At 67.7% G+C, this 21,056-nt stretch carries 21 protein-coding genes; 14 read left to right on the top strand and 7 right to left on the bottom strand.

Translation table 11 applies throughout. The annotated features are described in order from the left end of the window. Positions 1-4: 4 nt before the first annotated feature. The 4 genes from WKW77_RS11345 to purT form a co-directional block, all read right to left on the bottom strand. Complete coding sequence (locus WKW77_RS11345) at positions 5-880, bottom strand: branched-chain amino acid ABC transporter permease (protein ID WP_340356936.1); 876 nt, start codon at positions 878-880, stop codon at positions 5-7. A gap of 94 nt (positions 881-974) precedes the next feature. Beyond that, positions 975-1,718, bottom strand: coding sequence for a helix-turn-helix domain-containing protein (locus WKW77_RS11340; protein ID WP_422823180.1), 744 nt, complete (start codon positions 1,716-1,718; stop codon positions 975-977). Positions 1,719-1,897: 179 nt separating this feature from the next. Continuing rightward, a complete protein-coding gene (locus tag WKW77_RS11335) occupies positions 1,898-2,839 on the bottom strand; it encodes an alpha/beta hydrolase (protein ID WP_340356934.1) in 942 nt (313 codons plus the stop codon). Positions 2,840-2,867: 28 nt separating this feature from the next. Next, positions 2,868-4,070 carry a formate-dependent phosphoribosylglycinamide formyltransferase gene (gene purT / locus WKW77_RS11330; protein WP_340356933.1) on the bottom strand — a complete coding sequence of 401 codons (1,203 nt, stop codon included), beginning with the start codon at positions 4,068-4,070 and terminating at the stop codon, positions 2,868-2,870. Positions 4,071-4,234: 164 nt separating this feature from the next. Here purT and WKW77_RS11325 point away from each other — a divergent pair, with 164 nt between their 5' ends. The 6 genes from WKW77_RS11325 (at position 4,235) to WKW77_RS11300 (ending at position 9,325) form a co-directional block, all read left to right on the top strand. Further along, positions 4,235-5,083 carry a 3-hydroxybutyryl-CoA dehydrogenase gene (locus tag WKW77_RS11325; RefSeq protein WP_340356932.1) on the top strand — a complete coding sequence of 283 codons (849 nt, stop codon included), beginning with the start codon at positions 4,235-4,237 and terminating at the stop codon, positions 5,081-5,083. Positions 5,084-5,183: 100 nt separating this feature from the next. Then, positions 5,184-5,999, top strand: a complete 816-nt coding sequence (locus WKW77_RS11320; protein WP_340356931.1) for a crotonase/enoyl-CoA hydratase family protein — start codon at positions 5,184-5,186, stop codon at positions 5,997-5,999. 97 nt (positions 6,000-6,096) lie between these two features. Then, complete coding sequence (locus WKW77_RS11315) at positions 6,097-6,558, top strand: MarR family winged helix-turn-helix transcriptional regulator (RefSeq protein ID WP_340356930.1); 462 nt, start codon at positions 6,097-6,099, stop codon at positions 6,556-6,558. A 44-nt stretch (positions 6,559-6,602) separates the two neighbouring features. After that, positions 6,603-7,031 (top strand): organic hydroperoxide resistance protein, encoded by a 429-nt coding sequence (locus WKW77_RS11310; RefSeq protein ID WP_340356929.1) that lies wholly within the window; start codon positions 6,603-6,605, stop codon positions 7,029-7,031. A 127-nt stretch (positions 7,032-7,158) separates the two neighbouring features. Further along, positions 7,159-8,280 carry a DUF2855 family protein gene (locus WKW77_RS11305; protein ID WP_340356928.1) on the top strand — a complete coding sequence of 374 codons (1,122 nt, stop codon included), beginning with the start codon at positions 7,159-7,161 and terminating at the stop codon, positions 8,278-8,280. A gap of 13 nt (positions 8,281-8,293) precedes the next feature. Beyond that, positions 8,294-9,325 carry a serine/threonine protein kinase gene (locus WKW77_RS11300; protein WP_340356927.1) on the top strand — a complete coding sequence of 344 codons (1,032 nt, stop codon included), beginning with the start codon at positions 8,294-8,296 and terminating at the stop codon, positions 9,323-9,325. 10 nt (positions 9,326-9,335) lie between these two features. On the opposite strand, the gene WKW77_RS11295 is transcribed toward WKW77_RS11300, so the two are convergent. After that, the gene (locus tag WKW77_RS11295) at positions 9,336-9,818 is read right to left on the bottom strand and encodes a MarR family winged helix-turn-helix transcriptional regulator (RefSeq protein WP_340356926.1); all 483 of its coding nucleotides are present in this window, start codon (positions 9,816-9,818) and stop codon (positions 9,336-9,338) included. 127 nt (positions 9,819-9,945) lie between these two features. Between WKW77_RS11295 and WKW77_RS11290 the strand changes: the two genes are divergently transcribed. Next, positions 9,946-11,844 carry an FAD-dependent monooxygenase gene (locus WKW77_RS11290; RefSeq protein ID WP_340356925.1) on the top strand — a complete coding sequence of 633 codons (1,899 nt, stop codon included), beginning with the start codon at positions 9,946-9,948 and terminating at the stop codon, positions 11,842-11,844. A gap of 331 nt (positions 11,845-12,175) precedes the next feature. Beyond that, entirely contained in the window at positions 12,176-12,448 is a 273-nt protein-coding gene (locus tag WKW77_RS34990; protein ID WP_422823174.1) for a DUF2569 family protein, read from the top strand. 282 nt (positions 12,449-12,730) lie between these two features. Here WKW77_RS34990 and WKW77_RS11285 read toward each other — a convergent pair whose 3' ends face one another. Next, on the bottom strand, positions 12,731-13,615 hold the full coding sequence (locus WKW77_RS11285; RefSeq protein ID WP_340356924.1) for a LysR family transcriptional regulator: 885 nt from the start codon (positions 13,613-13,615) through the stop codon (positions 12,731-12,733). Positions 13,616-13,720: 105 nt separating this feature from the next. Between WKW77_RS11285 and WKW77_RS11280 the strand changes: the two genes are divergently transcribed. Genes WKW77_RS11280 through WKW77_RS11270 form a run of 3 tightly spaced genes read left to right on the top strand, consistent with a single transcriptional unit; the run spans position 13,721 to position 17,608 of the window. Further along, positions 13,721-15,442 carry an acyl-CoA dehydrogenase family protein gene (locus WKW77_RS11280; protein WP_340356923.1) on the top strand — a complete coding sequence of 574 codons (1,722 nt, stop codon included), beginning with the start codon at positions 13,721-13,723 and terminating at the stop codon, positions 15,440-15,442. Between the two features lie 35 nt (positions 15,443-15,477). Then, the gene (locus WKW77_RS11275) at positions 15,478-16,455 is read left to right on the top strand and encodes a Bug family tripartite tricarboxylate transporter substrate binding protein (protein WP_340356922.1); all 978 of its coding nucleotides are present in this window, start codon (positions 15,478-15,480) and stop codon (positions 16,453-16,455) included. Positions 16,456-16,477: 22 nt separating this feature from the next. Continuing rightward, positions 16,478-17,608: a CaiB/BaiF CoA transferase family protein gene (locus tag WKW77_RS11270; RefSeq protein ID WP_340356921.1), complete on the top strand. Its 1,131-nt coding sequence runs from the start codon at positions 16,478-16,480 to the stop codon at positions 17,606-17,608. Positions 17,609-17,633: 25 nt separating this feature from the next. Here WKW77_RS11270 and WKW77_RS11265 read toward each other — a convergent pair whose 3' ends face one another. Continuing rightward, positions 17,634-18,407 carry a DUF2189 domain-containing protein gene (locus tag WKW77_RS11265; protein ID WP_340356920.1) on the bottom strand — a complete coding sequence of 258 codons (774 nt, stop codon included), beginning with the start codon at positions 18,405-18,407 and terminating at the stop codon, positions 17,634-17,636. Between the two features lie 182 nt (positions 18,408-18,589). Here WKW77_RS11265 and WKW77_RS11260 point away from each other — a divergent pair, with 182 nt between their 5' ends. The 3 genes from WKW77_RS11260 (at position 18,590) to WKW77_RS11250 (ending at position 21,031) form a co-directional block, all read left to right on the top strand. Further along, positions 18,590-19,495 carry a DMT family transporter gene (locus WKW77_RS11260; protein WP_340356919.1) on the top strand — a complete coding sequence of 302 codons (906 nt, stop codon included), beginning with the start codon at positions 18,590-18,592 and terminating at the stop codon, positions 19,493-19,495. Positions 19,496-19,611: 116 nt separating this feature from the next. After that, entirely contained in the window at positions 19,612-20,574 is a 963-nt protein-coding gene (locus tag WKW77_RS11255; protein ID WP_340356918.1) for a hypothetical protein, read from the top strand. Between the two features lie 40 nt (positions 20,575-20,614). Further along, positions 20,615-21,031 (top strand): MAPEG family protein, encoded by a 417-nt coding sequence (locus WKW77_RS11250; RefSeq protein WP_340356917.1) that lies wholly within the window; start codon positions 20,615-20,617, stop codon positions 21,029-21,031. Positions 21,032-21,056 lie beyond the last annotated feature (25 nt).

Raw genomic sequence — 21,056 nt, 5'->3', positions numbered from 1 at the left:
CGGCTCAGACCTTCTTCCGGAGTTTTTCGCCGAAGAGCCCGTTGGGCTTCACCATCAGCATGACCAGCACCACGATGTAGGGCGCCGTGTCCTTGAAGCCATCGGGCAGGTAGAAGCCCGCGAGCGATTCGACGATGCCGATGACGAGCCCACCGACGATCGCGCCCGGCAGGCTGCCGAAGCCGCCCACCACCGCCGCCGGAAAGGCCTTGAGCCCGATGAAGCCCATGTTGGCGTGCACGAAGGTGATCGGCGCGAGCAGCATGCCGGCGATCGCCGCCACCGCCGCCGCGAGTCCCCACACCAGCCCGTTGAGCCGCTTCACCGGAATGCCCATGTAGTAGGCCGCGAGCTGGTTCTGCGACGAGGCCTGCATCGCGATGCCGAGCTTGCTGTAGCGGAACATCGCGAACAGCAGCCCGCACAGCACCGCGGTCGCGAGGATGATGGCCATCTGCTCGACGTTGAGCACCAGCTCGCCGAGCTTCCAGATCTCGTCCTTGTAGGGCACGGCCAGCGTGTGCGTCTCGGTGCCGATGGCCGGGATCATGGTGATCAGCCCGCGCGCGACGTAGCCGATGCCGATGGTCAGCATCACGATCGAGAACTGCGGCTGGCCGAGGATCGGCCGGATCACGACGAGCTCCAGCAGCACGCCGAAAGCCACCATCGCACCGATGGCGAGGAGCGCCGCGAGCCAGAACGGCAGCCCGAACAGCGACATGCCCGCGAATGCCGCGAACGCGCCGAGCATCATGAGTTCACCCTGCGCGAAGCTCACCGTCTCGGTGGCCTTGTAGATCAGCACGAAGCCCAGCGCGATCAGGCCGTAGATGCAGCCTTGGGCGATGCCTGAAAGCAAGAGCTGGAGGAGTTGCAAGGAGGGTCTCGTCCGGGTTTCGCGGTTTATAGCGGGGGGTTCGACACGCGGCGCAGAGGGTTGTCCCGCATTCGACGGCCGCGGCCGGCGCGCGTCACTGGTACAGCATGAGGCGCCTGGACCCGGCGAGGATGTCGCTGGGCCGCAGGCCGTAGACCTGCCGGATCGAGTGGCTGAAGTGGGTCGAATCGGGGTAGCCGGTGTCGAGCGCGATGTCGGTCAGCGTCGCGGTCTGCCGCACGTGGCGCAACAGGCTGCGTGCCCGCTTCCAGCCGCGCAAGGCGCGGAAGGTCACCCCGGTTTCCTGCTTGAACAGGTGCAGGAATCGCGAGAACGAGAGCCTGACTGCCGTCGCACACTCCTCGGCCGACATCTGCGCTGCCGGATCGGCGTTGATGCGGTCGACCACCGCGCGGATGCGCGCATCCATGGTGCGCGCGGCGAGCCGTTCGTCGAAGAAGAGCATGTCGAACGCGAAGCCCTCGAAGCTGCCGCTGCCGGAGGCGTCGAGCAGCCGGGCATGCGCGTCGCGCACACGCTGCACGAAGGCTGGCGCATCGACCGGGCCGCAGTGCTGCAGGTAAGGCGGCAGGCGCGAAGGGTCCACCGATTCGGCTTCGATGAGAAGGTTGAGCACCAGCCGGTGTTCGGTCCTGACTTGGTGCGGCACCTGCGACGGCACCACCAGCAGCTCGCCGCTTTGCCATGCGCCTCCGCCGATCCGGATCGAAAGCGACGCCCCGGTGGGCGAGACGTAGACGCCATGCCCGCCCATGGTGCGCTCGGCGGCATCGCCGAGAAGCCCGGCGTAGAACACGCGCTCCGGCGTGATCCACATGAGGCGCTCGCCGCGGGCATTGCTGCGTGGTGCAAGCGTCGACTGGGTACTGGCCAAGATGTCGCCCTCCGCGCGACCGATCGTAGCGGCGGGCGGGCTCGCGGCGTGCAACCGCGACGCGAGGGCTTTCCCTTAAACGGTCACCTCGCTGTCGCGAAGGTGACTCGAACGACGCTCTCTCAGGGCTTCAGCGCACGGCGCAGTTCGGCGGCGCAAAGGCCCACGGCCGTATTGGCTTCGTCGAGGATGCGCCCCATGGTGATGAAGCCGTGGATCTGGCGCTCGAAGCAGACGTAGCTCGCGCGGTTGCCGGCCTCGGTGAGCGCGCGGGCGTAGTCCAGCCCTTCGTCGCGCAGCGGGTCGTAGCCGGCGGTGATCACCAATGCCGGCGGCAGGCCCTCGAGGTTCTCGTGCAGGAGCGGGGAGGCGCGCCAGTCGTGGTCGTGCTTCGGGTCGTCGATGTAGTGGTCGTGGAAGTAGGTGATGCTGTCGCTGGTCAGCACGTAGCCCTGACCGTTGGTGGTGTGCGAGGCGTGGCCCCGGCGCATGTCTGTGGCGGGGTAGATCAAGAGCTGGAAGGAGATCGGCAGGTCGCCTGCGTCGCGCGCAGCGATCGCCACCACTGCGGCGAGGTTGCCACCGGCGCTGTCGCCGCCCACGGCGAGCCGGTTGGCGTCGACCTTGAGCGAGGCCGCCTGCTGGCGCACCCAGCGCGTGGCGGCGAGCACGTCGTGCACTGCGGCGGGGAAGCGATGCTCCGGCCCCATGCGGTAGTCGACGGCGACCACCGCACAGCCGGAGAGATTGGAAAGCTCGCGGCAGAGGGTGTCGTGCGTGTCCAGGTCGCCGATCGTCCAGCCGCCGCCGTGGTAGTACACGAGCACCGGCAGCAGCGCAGCCGCGTGCGAACCCAATGGACGGTAGTAACGCAGGGGGATCGGCCCGTGCGGGCCATCGGCGCTCAGGTCGCGCACCTCTGCCACCTCGCCCGGCTCCGGCTGCGCGAGGGCCCGGCGCTCGCGGTAGAACCTGCGGGCGTCGGTGTACGGCAGCGTGTGCGTCGGCGGAACGCCTTTCTCGATCAGCAGGTCGATGAAAGCCTTGGCTTGGGGATGCAGCATGCGTGGCTCCGGTTGGGATGGAATCAGATCAGGCTTGGCGAGGCTTGACGCGCGACGCTGCTTCCTTGGCGTTGCGGCGCGCGGTGTCGACATCGGCGGCGTGCGCAAGCGCCACGCCCATGCGGCGCTTGACGAAGCTCTCCGGCTTGCCGAAGAGCCGCACGTCGACGCCCGGCACCGCGAGCGCCTGCGCGACGCCGTCGAAGGCGATGCCCTTGGCATCCACGCCGCCGTAGATCACGGCGCTCGCGCCCGGGCTCTTGAGGCTGGTGTCCACCGGCAGGCCGAGGATCGCGCGGGCGTGCAGTTCGAATTCGTTCTGCCACTGGGTGGCCATGGTCACCATGCCGGTGTCGTGCGGGCGCGGGCTGACTTCGCTGAACCAGACCTGCTCGCCCTTCACGAACAGCTCGACGCCGAAGAGGCCCTGCCCGCCGAGGTCGGCCGTGACCTTGCGGGCGATGTCCTGCGCCTTCTGGAGCGCGACCGGGGACATGGGGTGCGGCTGCCAGCTTTCGACATAGTCGCCGCTGACCTGCACATGGCCGATCGGGTCGCAGAAATGCGTCTGCACCACGCCGCCGGCATCGAGGGCGCGCACGGTGAGCAGCGTGATCTCGTAGTCGAAGTCGATGAAGCCCTCGACGATCACGCGGCCGTGGCTCACGCGGCCGCCGGCCATGGCGTAGTCCCAGGCTTTCTGCACGTCCGCGGGGCCGTCGATCTTGCTCTGGCCCTTGCCGGAGCTGCTCATCACGGGCTTGACGATGCAGGGGTAGCCGATGCCGCCGTCGATCGCGGCCTGCAGCTCGGCCAGCGAATCGCAGAACTTGTAAGGGCTGGTCGGCACGCCGAGCGTCTCGGCGGCGAGGCGGCGGATGCCTTCGCGGTCCATCGTGAGGCGCGCGGCGCGGGCGGTGGGAATCACGCGCACCACACCGGCTTCCTCCAGCTGCTGGAGCATCGGCGTGGCGATCGCCTCGATCTCGGGCACGACGAGCTGGGGTTTCTCGGCCTCGATCAGCGCCTTGAGCTGGTCCGGGTCGCTCATCGTGATGGTCCGCGCGTGGTGCGCAACCTGCTGGCCGGGCGCGTTGTCGTAGCGGTCGACCGCGATGGTCTCCACGCCGAGGCGCTGGAGGGCGATGAGGACTTCCTTGCCGAGCTCGCCGGAGCCGAGGAGCATCACGCGGGTGGCGGAGGGGGAAAGGGGCGTGCCGAGGGTGGTCATGGTGCGGTTCCGTCGCTTGCAGGGAGAACGCGGCACTGTAAATCACCCCGGGCTGTCACACGCGGCAACGGGGACCGCCCGGGGCTGTTTCACAATCGATGCACGCGGCGCCGCCACAGTGATTTCGGCGTCCCTTCATTTTTCATCTCAAGGAAAGCTATCCCATGACCATTCAGACCGTCGGAATCATTGGTGCAGGAACGATGGGCAACGGCATCGCGCAGGCGTGCGCGGTGGCCGGTGTCAACGTCATCATGATCGATATCGCGCAGGCCGCCGTGGACAAGGGCATCGCCACCGTGGCGGGCAGCCTGGACCGGCTGATCAAGAAGGAAAAGCTCACCGAGGCCCAGAAGAGCGCTGCACTGGCGCTGATCAAGGGATCGACCAGCTACGACGCCCTGAAGAGCGCGCAGCTCGTCATCGAGGCGGCGACCGAGAACCACGAGCTCAAGCTCAAGATCCTCAAGCAGGTGGACGCCCTGCTGCCGCCCGAGGTCATCGTCGCGTCGAACACCTCGTCGATCTCGATCACCCAACTGGCCGCCGCGACCTCGCGCCCGGACCGCTTCATCGGCATGCACTTCTTCAACCCGGTGCCGATGATGGCGCTGGTGGAGATCATCCGCGGCTACCTCACCAGTGATGCGACGCACGACACGGTGAAGGCGCTGGCCGAGCGCCTGGGCAAGTCGCCGATCACGGTGAAGAACGCACCGGGCTTCGTGGTCAACCGCATCCTCGTGCCGATGATCAACGAGGCCTTCTTCGTGCTCGCCGAAGGGCTGGCCACGGCAGAGGACATCGACGCGGGCATGAAGCTCGGCTGCAACCAGCCGATCGGCCCGCTCGCGCTGGCGGACATGATCGGCCTCGATGTCTGTCTCGCGGTGATGGAGGTGTACCTGGAGCAATTCGGTGACTCGAAGTACCGCCCCTGCCCGCTGCTCAAGGAGATGGTGTCCGCCGGCCAGCTCGGCCGCAAGACGGGCCGCGGCGTGTATACGTACTGACCCCCTTTCCAGGGGGCGATACCGGCGGCCCGGCGGAGCCGGTTCCGCGGTATCCCTGGCATGGAGCTGCACACCTTTTGAAGAACCTGGAGACAAGCGAATGACCGCCACGCCAACCTCGCCGCCGCCCGAAGGCTGCATCGACACGCAGGTGCTCGACCATGTGCTCTTGATCGGCATCAACCGCCCCGCCAAGCGCAACGGCTGGACGCCGCCGATGTTCCGCCAGCTCGCGGAGGCCTACACGCAGCTCGACGACGATCCATCGCTGAGGGTGGGCGTGCTGCACGCCTTCGGCGACCACTTCACGGCGGGACTGGACCTGCCGGCGGTCGCCGAGTTCATGAAGCGCGGCGAGAAGGCCGTGCCGCAAGGGCTGGTCGAGCCGCACGACTTCGGCCTGCCGGGCTACCGCAGGCGCACCAAGCCGATGGTGGTGGCCGTCAAGGGCATCTGCTTCACGGTGGGCATCGAGCTGATGCTCGGCGCCGACATCGTGGTGGCCGCGGACAACTGCCGCTTCTCGCAGATGGAAGTGCAGCGCGGCATCATGGCCACCGGCGGCGCGACGCTGCGCATGGCCGAGCGCGCGGGGCTCGGCAACGCGATGCTGCATCTGCTGACGGCCGACGAGTTCGACACCGCCGAGGCATTTCGCCTCAACTTCGTGCAGAGAGTCGTCCCGGCAGGCAAGGAACTCGACGAAGCCCTGCGCATCGCGCAACGCATCGCGGCGCAGGCCCCGCTCGCGGTGGTCGCGACGCGACTCAACGTGATGAAGGCCATCGAGGAAGGGCCTCTTGCCGCGGTCGAGGATTTCATCCCCGTGCAACAGCATCTCGCGAACAGCGAGGACGCGGCCGAGGGCGTGCGGTCGTTCGTCGAACGGCGTCCGGCGCGCTTCAGCGGTCGTTGATCCGGTGCGGCCTTCGGGCTGCGCCTCAGCGAGCTTCCCGAACATCCGGCTACAAATTACATTGCACGCAATTAAATTGCTGACTACAATTCAGCCCATGCGCTCTTCGCCATCCGCTCTCCCCTCCGCCGACGAGATGCTGCGCCTGGACAACCAGTTGTGCTTCGCGGTCTATTCCGCCTCGCTGGCGATGACCAAGCTGTACAAGCCGCTGCTCGAGAAGCTCAATCTCACCTACCCGCAATACCTCGTGATGCTGGTGCTTTGGGAGCGCGACGGCCTCATGGTGTCGGAGCTCGGCGAAAAGCTCTCCCTCGATTCCGGCACGCTGACCCCGCTTCTGAAGCGGCTCGAAGCCAACGGCCTCGTGGCCCGAATTCGGGACGTGGCGGACGAGCGCCGCGTGCACGTCAACCTCACCGCCGCAGGCCGCAAGCTCAAGTCGCGCGCCGCCAGCGTTCCCGCCTGCCTCCTGGCGGCCTCGCAATGCTCGCTCGACGAGATCGCATCGCTCACGCAGCAGGTGCAGCAATTGCGCGACCGCATCAAGGCGGCGTAGCCCCCCGTTTTTTCCGCTCCACCCACCAACCTGAAGGAAGCATCATGGTCAAGAAACTCGACAAGGTCCTCTACACCGCGCAAGCCCACACCACCGGCGGCCGCGACGGCGGCGCCGGCAAGAGCAGCGACAGTGCGCTCGACGTCAAGCTCAACCCGCCCGGCTCCGGCAAGGCCGGCACCAACCCGGAACAGCTCTTCGCGGTCGGCTACTCGGCCTGCTTCATCGGCGCGATGAAGGCGGTGTCGCCCAAGATCAGTGTCAAGGTGCCGGAAGACGTGGCGGTCGACGCCAGCGTGTCGCTCGGCCCGATCGACGGCGGCGCGGCCTACGGCATCGCGGTCAAGCTCGCGATCACGCTGCCGGGCCTCGACGATGCGCAGAAGAAACTGCTGGTCGAAACCGCGCACCAGGTGTGCCCGTATTCCAACGCCACGCGCGGCAACGTCGAAGTCGAACTCGCGATCAACTGATCCGCGCCGGCGCTTCGCCAGAGCCCGCCAGGGGCGTCGCCTACGCGACGGCCCGGCGGGCTTTTTTCATGCAACCGACCCGGCACTGCGCTAAGGTGCTCCCCGCCCAAGGCAACAGGAGAACCTCGTGAGCACGACCCATTTCCTGGTCCGCAAGGACGACCTCTCTTCCACGCGCCTGCACGCCGCCGAGGACCAGCGTCTCGCCGATGGGCAGGTCCGCGTGCGCATCGACAGCTTCGCCCTCACCTCCAACAACATCACCTACGCGGCGTTCGGCGACTCGATGAGCTACTGGCAGTTCTTCCCGAGCGGCGAAGAAGGCTGGGGGGTCATTCCCGTATGGGGTTTCGCGACGGTGGTCGCATCGCTGCACCCCGGCGTCGCGGTCGGCGAGCGGCTGTACGGCTACTTCCCGATGGCCTCGGGCGCCGTGCTGACGCCCAGACGCCTCTCGCCCGGCCTGCTCTCCGAAGGCTCGGAGCACCGGGCGGCGCTGCCGGCGGTCTACAACCAGTACTTCCGCTGCAAGTCCGACCCGCTCTACACCGCCGACACCGAAGACGTGCAGTCGTTGCTGCGGCCGCTCTTCATCACGTCGTGGCTGATCGATGATTTTCTCGATGACAACGGTTTCTTCGGCGCACGGCCCGGCGCGGTGCTGCTGTCGAGCGCATCGAGCAAGACCGCGTACGGCACCGCGTTCCAGCTTGCGCAGCGCGAAGGTATCCAGGTCGTAGGACTCACTTCGGCCGCCAACAAGGACTTCTGCACGAGCCTGGGCTGCTACCACCGCGTGCTCGCCTACGCGGAACTCGACCAGATTCCCGCCGACACGCCCTGCATCTACGTGGATTTCGCGGGCAACGGCGAGTTGCGCCAGGCGATCCATACGCGCTTCTCGCAGCTCAGGCACAGCGCGGTGATCGGAGGCACGCACGTCGAGCAACTCGCGCCGAGCGGCAGCGCCAAGGCGCTTCCCGGCCCGCGCGCGACCTTCTTCTTCGCGCCGGCGCAGATCAAGAAGCGGGTCGGCGAATGGGGCGAAGATTCCTTCGGCCAGCGGCTGGGGCAGGCCTGGCGGGCCTTCACCGGCCGGGTCATGGACGCGAAGACGCCATGGCTGCGCGTGACGCATCACGAAGGCGACGTCGCGGCGCAAGCCGTCTATGCCGAAGTGCTGGCCGGCAAGGGCGACCCGCGAGTCGGACACATCGTGTCGCTTTCGAGGCAGCCCGCCACAAGCTAGCGACAATCGCCGCATGACCCAGTCTGCGGCACCCGCCAACGCCCATCCCTACGAAAGCCTCACGCCGGACGTGGTGCTCGACGCGCTGGCCGCGCTTGGCCTGCACGGCGACGGCCGGCTCACTGCGCTCAATTCCTACGAGAACCGCGTCTATCAGGTGTACCTGGAGGACCGCGTGCCGGTGGTCGTCAAGTTCTACCGGCCGGGCCGCTGGAGCGAAGCGGAGATTCTGGAAGAACACGGCTTCTCGATCGAACTCGCGGCGGCCGAAGTGCCGGCCGTTCCCCCGATGGCGATCGACGGGCGCACGCTGCACCATCACGGCGGCTTCGCCTTCAGCGTCAGCCCCTATCGCGGCGGGCGCGCGCCGGAGCTGGACGACTTCGAGGTGCTCGAATGGGTCGGACGCTTCCTCGCGCGCATTCACGCGGTGGGCGCGCAGAAGCCTTTCGTCGCACGCCCGGCGCTCGACCTGCAGACCTTCGGCATCGCGTCGCGCGACTGGCTCATCGGGCATCACATGGTGCCGCTCGACGTGCAGCGCGAATGGGAAGCGGCGTGCAACGAAGCCTTCGGGATGATCGCAGCCACGGCGCTCGGCGAAGGGGCCGGCGACGCCGATCCGGCACTGGCGAAGCTGCGCCTTCATGGCGACGTGCACCCGGGCAACATCCTTTGGACGCCCACCGACCGGCCCGAGGGCGGCCCGCACTTCGTCGACCTCGACGACGCGCGCACCGGCTTCGCGGTGCAGGACCTGTGGATGCTGCTGTCCGGTGATCGCGCGCAGCGCACGGGGCAATTGAGCGGGCTGCTCGACGGCTACGAGCAGTTCCGCGACTTCGACCGGCGCGAACTGGCGCTGATCGAGCCGCTGCGCACGCTGCGGCTCATCCACTACAGCGCATGGCTCGCGCGGCGCTGGGAAGACCCGATCTTCCCGATCAACTTCCCATGGTTCGGCAGCAGCGACTACTGGAAAGGGCAGATCCAGATGCTGCAGGACCAGTGCGAGGCGATGTCGGAAGATCCCCTCTACGCCTGACCTGCGGCGCTCAAGCCGCCGCGTCCGCCTGGCTCGGGGCGCGACTCAGGTCGTTGTTGGCCTCGACGATCTCGCGCAGCATGCGCATGAAAGCCTGCTGATCCTTCCGGGGCAGCGGCTCGAGCATGCGCTTCTGGGCCCGCAGCACGGCCGGCGCGACTTGGCCGAGCAGGGCCTGTCCTTCATCCGTGAGGCTCAGCAGCCGGACCCGCCGGTCGTCCGGCGAAGCGCTGCGCACCATCAGGCCGCGCGACTCCAGCCGGTCGATCACACCCGCCATCGTCGAGGTGTCGAGCCCGATCGAGCGCGCGAGCGAGCGCTGGTCCACTCCGGGCGTGCGTTGCACCGCGCGGAGGCTGGCGTACTGCACCGGCGTCACGCCGAAAGGCTCGGTTTCCTGCAGGAACACCGCGACGGCGATCTGTTGCAGCCGGCGAATGAAGTGGCCGGGAAGGTCCTGGAGGTCGATGTCCGCTGAATCGGTCGGGGTCATGGGGTGAGGGATCAGGGTTAACCCTTGATTGATCAAAACGCATTCTATCCCTACACTAATCATCAGCACACTGATAATCAGTGCATCAACCTCAGTTTTCCCCTCACACTTCAATCGGAGCAGACGCATGCAGTTCTATCGCGATGGATACCGCCCCGGCGATCCGGATATCCGCCCCGCCGCCCCTCGGGCGCTCGCCCGCACGGCGGAGCTTCCCGCCGAGGTCGATGTGCTGATCGTCGGCACGGGCCCCGCAGGCACGGTGCTCGGCGCCCAGTTGTCGGTGTTTCCGGACATCGAGACCCGCATCGTGGAGCGCCGCGCAGGGCCGCTGGAGGTGGGCCATGCCGATGGCGTCGCGTCCCGCACGGTCGAGACCTTCCAGACCTTCGGGCTCGCCGATGCGCTGATGCGCGAGGCGTTCTGGATCAACGAGGTGCGGTTCTGGGGTCCTTCAGAGCAGGACCGCTCGAAGATCGTTCGCACCGGATGGGTGCCGGACGCCCCCGAGGGCTTGAGCGAGTTCCCGCACGTCATCGTGAACCAGGCGCGCATGCAGGAGTACCTGCAGGACTACATGGCCAAGTCGCCGAGCCGGCTCACCACCAACTACGGCATCGAGTGCGTCGCCCTCGAGGTCGGCGAAGGCGAGCACCCCGTGACAGTCACGCTGCGGCACGTGAGCGGCGCCGACGAGGGCAAGGAGTTCACGGTGCGCGCCAAGTACGTCGTCGGCTGCGACGGCGCACGCAGCAATGTGCGCCGCGCGATCGGGCGGGAACTGCACGGCGATGCCGCCAACCACGCATGGGGCGTGATGGACGTGCTCGCGAACACCGACTTTCCCGACTGGCGCACCAAGAACGTGATCCAGTCCGCGGGCAAGGGCAGCCTGCTGATGATTCCGCGCGAAGGCGGCACCATGGTGCGTCTGTATGTCGATCTCGGCGAGGTGCCCGCGGGCGATTCGGATATCCGCAAGACCACGGTGGAGCAGATGACGGCGATCGCCAACGGGATCCTGCACCCGTACTCCGTCGACGTGAAGTCGGTCGCGTGGTCGTCGGTGTATGAGGTGGGGCAGCGGGTGACGGACCGGTTCGATGACGTGCCCGTCGGCGATGCCAGCGGTCGCCTGCCGCGCGTGTTCATCGCCGGCGACGCCTGCCACACGCACTCGGCGAAGGCCGGTCAGGGCATGAACGTGTCGATCCAGGACACCTTCAACCTGGGCTGGAAGCTCGCCGCGGTGCTCGAAGGCCGATCGCCGGCGTCGCTGCTGCACAGCTACTCGGCCGAGCGGCAGTCGGTCGCTCAGGACCTGATCGATTTCGACCGGCACTGGTCGGCCTTCATCGCGCAGCCCACGGTCGATCCGGCACATCCCGAACGCGGCGGCGTGACTTCCGAGCAGATGAAGGCGGAGTACGGGCGGCAGCTGCGCTACGTTGCCGGCCAGGCGACGAGGTACAAGCCGTCGCTGCTGACCGGGAACGACACCTACCAGCATCTGGCGACGGGCTTCGAGATCGGCACGCGCTTCCACTCGTCGCCCGTGATCCGCGTCGCCGACGGCAGGCGGCTGCATCTCGGCCACGTCCACGCCGCCGATGGGCGCTGGCGTCTCTACGCCTTCGGCGACACCGGCGAAGGCCTGCGCGACTTCGCGCGCTGGCTCAGCGAATCGCCCGCTTCGCCGGCGCTGCGATTCGCCCCTGCGGGCGCGGACCTCGACGCGATCGTCGACGTGCACGGCATCTTCCGCAGCGGCCACCACGACGTCGACATCGGCACGGTGCCCGCGATCCTGCGTCCCTGCTCGGGGCCGCTGGGACTGCAGGATTGGGAAAAGGTGTGGGCGATCGACCCGCGCGACGACATCTTCAGCGCCCGCGGGATCTCCAGCGCCGGCGCGATCGTGGTGGTGCGGCCCGACCAGTACGTCGCGCACGTGCTGCCGCTGTCCGCGCGCAATGAACTGAGCGACTTCTTCGCCGCGTTCCTTCTCGAGCCCGCGCGGCGTTGAGCCGCGATGGTCGCCGGTGGCGACAAGGCGGGCGACGGCGGCAGGCTGATCGGCCGCTTTCTCGCTCGCATTCACGCGGTCGGCACCCGGAAGCCGTTCGCCGCGCGGCCGTCGCTCGATGTGCAGCGCGAATGGGAAGTTGCCTGCGGAACGAGGCCTTCGTCATGATCGCGGCCACCGCGCGGGGCGACCGGCCTGACGACGGACGCCGCCCCATCGCTCGCCCAACTCCGCCTGCACGGCGACGTTCATCGGGCAACACCCTCTGAGCGCCGACCGGCGCGCGCTCGCGCTGATCGAGCCGCTGTGCACGCTGCGGCTCATCCACTACTTGATCGGAGTCGCCTTTTCAATCTGTGTCGGGTGGACCTTCTTCGCAAAGAGCAAGCGGGCGCCAAAGCTGTATGTCGCACACATGGCTTTCGCCTGCACGCTGTATGTCCTCGAGGATCAGCTCGCACAGCACTTGCATCACCTGATCGCACCAATCTTCGACAGTCACGACAAGCTGCCGTCATTGAATTCGATTCTGTTGTTGGAAGCCGGTCTTTGGACGTGGTACTTCCAGGCCGCGAAGCGAGTGAAGAACACGTTCACTCGATGAGCGTGGCGGTGACCGCGAACATAAAGCGCACCAGTGCCATGGCCGGGTTCTGCCGTCGTCACGAATCGAGCGCCCTCTCGACCATGAACTCGTCCTTCTGCTCGACCAAGACTGCAGCAAGCGTGGCTGCCTGAATCAGGTCCGATGCTGGCTGGTTCATTTGCGGCGTTGCCGGACCGTGCATGCCCGCTTCTCGCCGACCGAGAAAAGTCGACGCTTCCCTCGGCCTATCCGGCACAGTGCGAGGCGATGGCGGCGGTGCATCTTGACGCCCGAAGAGATTCAACCGGCACGCCCCGCCTGCACCGTACGCAGGAAGGCCTGGACCACGGCGTTCTCGGGCCCGTCGCGCCACACGCCATAGGACTCGGACTGCGCAACCGGCTCCTCCAGCGGCCGGAAGGCCACGCCGCGCAGCGCCGAATGGCGCATCGCGTTCGGCACCAGGGCAACCCCCATGCCCTGGGACACCAGCGACACCACGGACAGCCAGTGGCGCACTTCATGACGCACCTCCGGCCGGAAGCCGGCATCCGCGCAGATGGCCAGGATCCGCTCGTGGTAGTCCGGCGACACGTTGCGTGAGAAGAGCACGAACGGCTCGTCGCGCAGGCTCGCTGCGGGCACGGTGCGCCGCCGCGCCAGGCGATGCCCCACGGGCAGGCACACGACGAACGACTCCGACATCAGCAGCACGTGCCGCAGTTCCGCCGGCATCCGGCTCGTGTGGACGAAGCCGAAGTCCAGACGGTCATGCAGCAGTTCGGCGATCTGTTCGCCCGAATTGAGCTCGGACAACGTGACGCGCACCGCCGGGTGCTTCGCCTGGAACTTGCGCAGCGCCTGGGGCAGCCCGCGATAGAGCATCGCCCCCACGAAGCCGATGCGCAGGCGTCCCGCCGACCCTTGCGACACGTCGCGTGCCTCGAGCGCCGCCTCCTCGGCCTGCCGCAACAGCGCGCGGGCCGAAGCCAGCAGCGCATGGCCCGCCGGCGTCAGGCGCACTTCCTTGCTGTTGCGATCGAACAGGCGCGCGCCGACCGATTCCTCCAACTGCCGGATGGCGACGCTCAGCGGGGGCTGCGAGATCGAGAGCCGGCGCGCGGCGCGGCCGAAATGCAGTTCCTCGGCCAGCACGACGAAGTAGCGCAGGTGTCGCAGTTCCATGCGGCGCAGTCTCCCACGATAGGCAAACCGGATCAATCAAGACCTATTCGATATTGGACAAGAATCGTCGCACGCTCGAACATCCGCCCACCAAGGAGACGAGCCATGTCCAGCACCACAGCGATGACCGGCCCAGCCGGAGCGAACGCCACCCACCCCGTGCCCGACCGCCACGGGCAGAACCTCTTCACGAGCGACACCGAGCTGCACCAGCTCATCGCGCTGTATCTGCCGGCGGACTTGGCGCGACACATGCAGCCGCATTTCGAGCGGCTCGGCGCGCTGGCCGGCGGCCCGCTCGACGATCTGGCGCAGACGGCCGACCGCAACCCGCCGACGCTCAAGCTGCGCACCCGCACCGGCATCGACGAGCAGAAGGTCGTCAAGCATCCGGCCTACGTCGAGATGGAACGCCTCGCGCTGAGCGAATTCGGCCTCGCGGCGATCTCGCACCGCGAAGAGACGCTGGGCTGGAAAGGCAGGATGCCACCGCTGGTCAAGTACGTGCTGACCTATCTCTTCGTGCAGGCCGAGTTCGGCCTGTGCTGCCCGGTCTCGATGACCGATTCGCTCACCCGCACGCTCAAGAAGTTCGGCAGCCCCGAACTGGTCGAGCGCTTCATCGGCCGGCTCACCTCGCTGGACTTCGACACGCTCGCGCAGGGCGCGATGTTCATGACCGAACAGGCTGCCGGTTCCGACATCGCCGCCACGGTCACCCGTGCGTGGCAGGACGAAGCGGGCCAGTGGCGCCTTTCCGGCGACAAGTGGTTCTGCTCCAACCCCGACGCCGACTTCGCGATGGTGCTGGCGCGCGCGGATGGCGCGGCCGCCGGCATGAAGGGCGTGTCGCTCTTCCTGCTCCCGCGTCAGCTCGATGACGGCAGCGCCAATCACTACCGCATCGTCCGCCTCAAGGACAAGCTGGGCACGCGCTCGATGGCGAGCGGCGAGATCCGCCTCGAAGGCGCGGTGGCCTATCTGGTCGGCGAGGCGGGGCGCGGCTTCCAGCAGATGGCCGACATGGTCAACAACTCACGCCTGTCGAACGGCGTGCGCGCCGCGGGCCTGATGCGCCGCGCAGTCGCCGAAGCCGAATACATCGCGAGCGAACGCCGCGCCTTCGGCAAGCGCCTGGCCGACATGCCGCTGATGCAGCGCCAGCTCACCAAGCTGCGCCTGCCGGCCGAGCAGGCGCGCACGATGGTGTTCCAGACGGCGCTGGCGCTCGCGCGCTCGGACGGCGGCGACAAGAGCGCCTATTCGCTGCTGCGCATCCTCACGCCGCTCATCAAGTTTCGCGCCTGCCGCGACGCGCGCAAGGTCACCGGCGATGCGATGGAAGTGCGCGGCGGCTGCGGCTACATCGAGGAATGGTCCGATCCGCGGCTCGTGCGCGACGCGCACCTGGGCTCGATCTGGGAAGGCACGAGCAACATCGTCGCGCTCGACGTGCTGCGCGCGATCAAGCGCGAGGATTCGCTGACCGCGCTGCAGGCGCACTTCGGCAAGCTGCTGGACGAAGCCACGGTCGCCCCGGCCTTTGCAGACGCCCTTCGCGATGCACTGGCGCGCGCAGCCGCACTGGCCGCGACCGCCATGCAGGAAGGCGGCGACGTGATCGCGCGCCAGGCGGCGTCCGCCCTCTATCACACCTGCAGTGCGATCGCGATGGCCTGGGAAGGCTCGCGCACCGGTTCCCCTCAGCGCGTCGAGTGGGCGCAGCTCGTATTGCTGCACCGCGTGCTGCCGCGCGATCCGCTCACGCCCGACGCAGTGCCGGCCGACTGGTCCGCCAAGGCGGCACCCGCGCTCGCGACTGCCTGAACCGCGCCTTTCACGATCACGACACGGAGACATAGATGAAAAGATTCCTCGCACCCCTTCTCGTTGCCTGCGCCTCGGCGCTGCCCATGGTGCCGGCGGCTCACGCCGAGAGCTTCCCCGACAAGCCACTGATGCTGGTCGTCCCCTTCCCGCCGGGCGGCCCCACCGACGCGATGGCGCGCACGCTCGCCGCCGAGATCAAGGAGCACATCGGCCAGACCATGATCGTGGAGAACCGCGGCGGCGCCGGCGGCAACATCGGCAGCGAGTTCGTCGCGCGCGCGCCGGCCGACGGGTATGTGCTGCTGTTCGGCACCTCGGGGCCGCTCGCGATCAATTCGAGCCTCTACCGCAAGATCAACTATGACCCGGTCAAGAGCTTCGCGCCGGTGATCCAGGTCGGCCACCTGCCGAACATCCTGGTCGTGAATCCGTCCGTGCCGGCCAAGAACGTCCAGGAACTGATCGCCTACGCCAAGAGCCATCCGGGCAAGCTGAGCTACGCCTCGTCGGGCAACGGCGCGTCGTCGCACCTGGCGGGCGTGCTGTTCAACTCGATGGCCGGCGTGGACCTGCAGCATATTCCGTACAAGGGCACCGGCCCGGCGCTGAACGACCTGCTCGGTGGCCAGGTGAGCATGAGCTTCACCGACGTGCTGACCGCGATGCCCTACCTCAAGGCCGGCAAGCTGCGCGCGCTGGGCGTCACCACCGCCGAACGTTCGCAGGCGCTGCCCGACGTGCCCACGCTCGCCGAGCAGGGCCTGAAGGGCTACGACGTGAGTGTGTTCTTCGGCATCGTCGCGCCTGCCGGCACCCCGACGGATCGCGTGAAGAAGCTCAACGAAGCCTTCGCGAAGGTGCTCGCAACGCCGAAGGTGAAGCAGCAGTTCGCGAGCCAGGGCCTCGAACCGGCACCGTCGACCTCGCCGGAGGCGCTTGCCAGGTTCATCCCCGCGCAGATGAGCATGTGGGCAACGGTGGTCAAGCAATCGGGCGCACAGCTCGACTGAAGCCGGCCAAGGAGCAGACCCCATGACCATCAACGCCCCCTCCACCGGCGCCCTCGCGGGCGTCCGCGTGCTCGACATCTCGCGCATCCTCGGCGGCCCGTACTGCGGGCAGATCCTCGGCGATCACGGCGCCGACGTGCTCAAGGTCGAGCCGCCGCAAGGCGACGACACCCGTACCTGGGGGCCGCCCTTCCGCGACGGCGTGGCCTCCTACTACCACGGGCTCAACCGCAACAAGCGCATCCAGCACCTGGACCTCGGCACGCCCGAGGGGCGCGAGGTGCTGCTGGCCCTGGTCGCCGAAGCCGACGTGCTGATCGAGAACTTCAAGACCGGCACGATGGAGCGCTGGGGCATCGGCTACGAAACCTTGTCGAAGCGCTTCCCGCGCCTCGTCTGGTGCCGCGTCTCGGGCTTCGGAGCGGATGGCCCGCTCGGTGCGCTGCCCGGCTACGACGCGGCGGTTCAGGCGATGACCGGCATCATGAGCATCAACGGGGAAGCGGACGGTGGCCCGCTGCGCGTGGGCCTGCCGGTGGTGGACATGGTGACCGGCCTCAACGCGGTGATCGGCGTGCTGCTCGCGCTCAACGAACGCCAGCGCAGCGGTCGCGGCCAGTTCGTGGAAGCGGCGCTGTACGACAGCGGCCTTTCACTGCTGCACCCGCATGCGGCGAACTGGTTCATGGACGGGACCGAGCCGAAGCGCACCGGCAATGCGCATCCGAACATCTATCCCTACGACGCGCTCAAGACGCGCACCGATCCGATCTTCGTCGCGGTCGGCAACGACCGGCAGTTCGCGAGCTTCTGCGCGTGCATCGGGCAGCAGGCGCTGTCGGAAGACCCGCGCTACGCCACGGCCGGCCAACGATCGGTGAACCGCGACGGGCTCAAGCAGCAGCTCGAAGCCGCGCTGGCCGGCTTCGACGGACGCACGCTGGTCGACACGCTGATGGCCGCCGGCGTTCCCGCCGCGCCGGTGCTGCCGGTGGATGCGGCACTCACGCATCCGCACACGGCGCATCGCGGCATGGTGGTGGAACTCGAAGGCGGTTACCGCGGCATCGGCTCGCCGGTCAAGCTCAGCCGCACGCCGGCGACCTACCGGCATGCGCCGCTGACGAAGGGCGATCGGTTCCTCGACGAGTAAGGCGTCGAGCCCGCTGCCCACGGGCTCAGGTGTCAACCATCTCGCGGTAGGCGTGCCAACTCGCGTGTGCGAGCCAAGGGAAGATCACGACGAGCCCGAGCATGAACGTCGCGAAGCCCAAGGTCGTCAGGGTTGCGATCAACGCCGCCCACAGCAGCATGGCGACCGGATTGCGGCCGCAGCAGCGCAGGCTGGTGAGCGCCGCGGTGATCACGTCCAGGGGGCGGTCCATCAGCGACGGCACGCTCACGACCCCGAGCGCGAAGACGAGCGCGGCCACCGTAGCGCCCACCGCGAAGAAGGCAAGCACCAGGCTGGCCGGCTGGCCCGACAGGAGCAGCGCCGGCGGCAGGTTCGGCACCTGCTGCACCTGCTCGGTGAAGAGCAATGCGAAGACGATCGCCGCCAAGCGCTCCCAGGCCAGGTACGCCAGCGCGAGCATCAGACCGAACAGCGCAATCGAATCGGCGTTGCCGCGCCACGCGCGAAAGGCCTGTGGGGTGTCAGGCGCGGCGGACTGCGCCCGCTGGCGCGACAGCGCATACAGAGGCATCGCGATGAACGGAGCCACGAGCAGGAATCCGCCGAGCAGCGCCGGCGCGAGATAAGTGGCGTGCCAGGTCACAGTCATCAGGATCAGCCCGATGACCGCCACCACCGCACCGATGCCGAAGCTCGCGGCGGGACGGAACCCCAGATCCCGCGCCCCCATCCACAGCCAGGCGAAGGGCCGCAGCACGCTGACGCGGCGCACCGCGGGCGCCTCCAGAAAGGATTGACTGTCGAGCGGATGTTCCATCGCGCACACTCCTTCGCCGTGCCCCGGCGCGATGTCCAGCATAGTCAGTCCGCATCGCCGATGTTTGACGCCCATCAAGTACTGCGTCCTTTCCGAGGACCCTGCTTCAGGCGGAGATAATGTGCGGCCAGGTGCCGACGTGATCGCGATGCGCTGCCTGCGACCACCTCACCTCTCCTGGAATGTCCCCCGCGAACAAGGCGCCCCCAGCCCCGGACCTGAGCACCGGCATCGGGCTCGTCCTCCTGACCACGTGCATGTTCGCCGGCAGCGATGCGACGATCAAATACCTCGGCGGATCGATTCCCGTGCTGGTGCTGCTGTGGGTGCGCTACATGTTCCAGACCGCCACGATGGCCGGATGGCATTTGCTGCGGGGCGGCCCCATGAAGATCCGCAGCCGGGTTCCCGCGCTGCAGTGCCTTCGCGGCGCCTTGCTGCTGTGCAACTCGGCGGCTTCCTTCTACGGTGTTCAAGCTCTTCCGCTGGCCGAGTTCACAGCGCTGATGCTGCTCGCCCCCGTGGCGACCACCGTGCTGAGCGCGCTCGTGCTCAAGGAGTCCGTCTCGCCCGCGCGATGGGCGATGGTCGCGCTCGGCGTCGCCGGCATGCTGGCGGTCGTGAGGCCGACGGGCGCAGGCGCCCTGGGCTGGAGTGCGCTGCTGCCCATCTCCAGCGCGCTCTGCTACGCGGCGTTCCAACTGGTGACGCGCCGCATCGCCAGCGCGGACGATCTGGTCGTCACGAACTTTCTGTCGGCGCTGCTCGTGACATCGGTGCTCGGCGCGGTGCTGTGGGCACTTCCGCTCGATCTCGCGCCGACGCTTCGACTCGCGAGCGGCAAGCAGTGGGCCCTGTTGCTCTTGATGGGCACGTTCGCCACCGCGGGCCATGTCTGCATGGCGGGCGCCGTGAGGGTGGCACCGCTGTCGGTGCTGATGCCCTTCGCCTACGCGCAGATCGTCTTCGCGACGGCGATCGGTTGGCTGCTGTTCGCCCACGCGCCGGACATCTGGGCGGTCGCCGGCATTTGCCTCATCGGGCTGGGCGGCATCGGGACCGTGTGGCTGAACGGACGACCGTCGTGATCCCACCATAGCCCGCGTCCGGATGATCGGGTAAGTTTTGCAGACGCCTGGCCCGACGTGACGGGCACCCCGCTTGGATCATCGAGTCTCCTTCAACGACATTGAAAGAGGCCATCATGCAAAGCGCTCCTTCTGCAAGCCAGTACGCCAAGGTCATCGAGAACTCCAGGCGCGTCCGCTGGGACATCGACAAGGACGTCATCCGCAACCGGCGATTCGATCTCGAGAAGACCTTCCTGCCGGCCGGCCTGTCGCTGGTCGACGAGCTGGATTTCATGGCGCCCGGCGATCGCCGCCTGCTCAGCCAGGTGCAGGGCCGGAGTTATGCCTACATCTTCGGCCTCGTGGAACGCTTCATCGGCGCCAAGATGCTCGAGGTGAGCCGGCAGCACGCACTGGGCGACCAGACCGCCCTCGAAGCGCTGGTCCGCATGACCGACGAGGAACTGAAGCACCAGCAACTGTTCCGGCGCATGGAATCGATGATGGCCGAGGACATGCCGGCGGGGTACATGGCCACCGCCGACCCCGACGCGGTCGCCGCGGCCGTGCTCAGCAAAAGCACCTGGTCGGTGCTCGCGCTGACGCTGGACATCGAGCTCTTCACGCAGGCCCACTATCGCGCGAGCATCGAACCGGAGGATGACCTCTGCGCGCTGTGGAAGGACGTCTTCCTGGCCCACTGGAAGGAAGAGTCGCAGCACGCGATGCTGGACGAGCTGGAGTTCCTGCGCGAGGACGCGCACCTCACCGCCGCCGAGCGCGATGCCGCCGTCGGCGACCTGATCGACCTGGTCGTGGCGGTGGACGGCATCCTCACCGCGCAGGCAAGCGCCGATGCGAGCTACTTCGCATCGATCGCGGGCACGCGCTACGACGATGCGCAGCGCGCGGCCATCGCGGAGGGGATCCTGAAGGCCTATCGCTGGCAGTACATCGTGTCGGGCGTGACGGCGCCGCGCTTTCAGAAGATCCTGTTCGGCGTGCTGGACGACAGCCAGGCCGCCCGGGTGACGGACGCATTGCAGCCGCTGCTCCATGCGATGCCCGCGCCGACGTCCGGCATGACTCGCCACTAGCGCACCGCAACTTTCGCCAGGGTCCCGAAAGGAGGACGACATGCTGCCGGAACTGATGCTGCTGGGTTTCGCGGCCTGGACCCTGCTTCTTCTGCTCACCACGGTGGGCGCCTACAGGTTGAGCCGGGTCTTCCTGGGCCGGGCCGGTATGAGCGAGTTCCCGGCCGACCGTGTCGAAGGGCAGGACTGGTACCGGCGCGCGATGCGCGCCCATGCCAACTGCCTCGAGAACCTGCCGGTGTTCGCGGTGCTGGTCTATGCGTTGCGCGCCTTCTCGATCTCCGAGCCCGCGGTGGACGCACTGTGCGTGCTCATCCTGGCGGCGCGGATCCCCCAGTCGCTGGTCCATGTCTGCTTCGAGCAGACGGATCGTGTCGTGTCGGTGCGCTTTGCGTTGTTCTTCGTCCAGTTCGCGTGCTTTTTCGGGGTGATCGCGCTGATCGTGTTGCATCGCTGAGGTCGTGCTGACTCCTGAGCCCGTG

The sequence above is a fragment of the Variovorax ureilyticus genome (assembly GCF_037889935.1).
Lineage (GTDB): Bacteria > Pseudomonadota > Gammaproteobacteria > Burkholderiales > Burkholderiaceae_C > Variovorax > Variovorax ureilyticus.
Note: the sequence above shows the minus strand (reverse complement) of the source record. Positions and strands in the feature narration are given on the sequence as shown.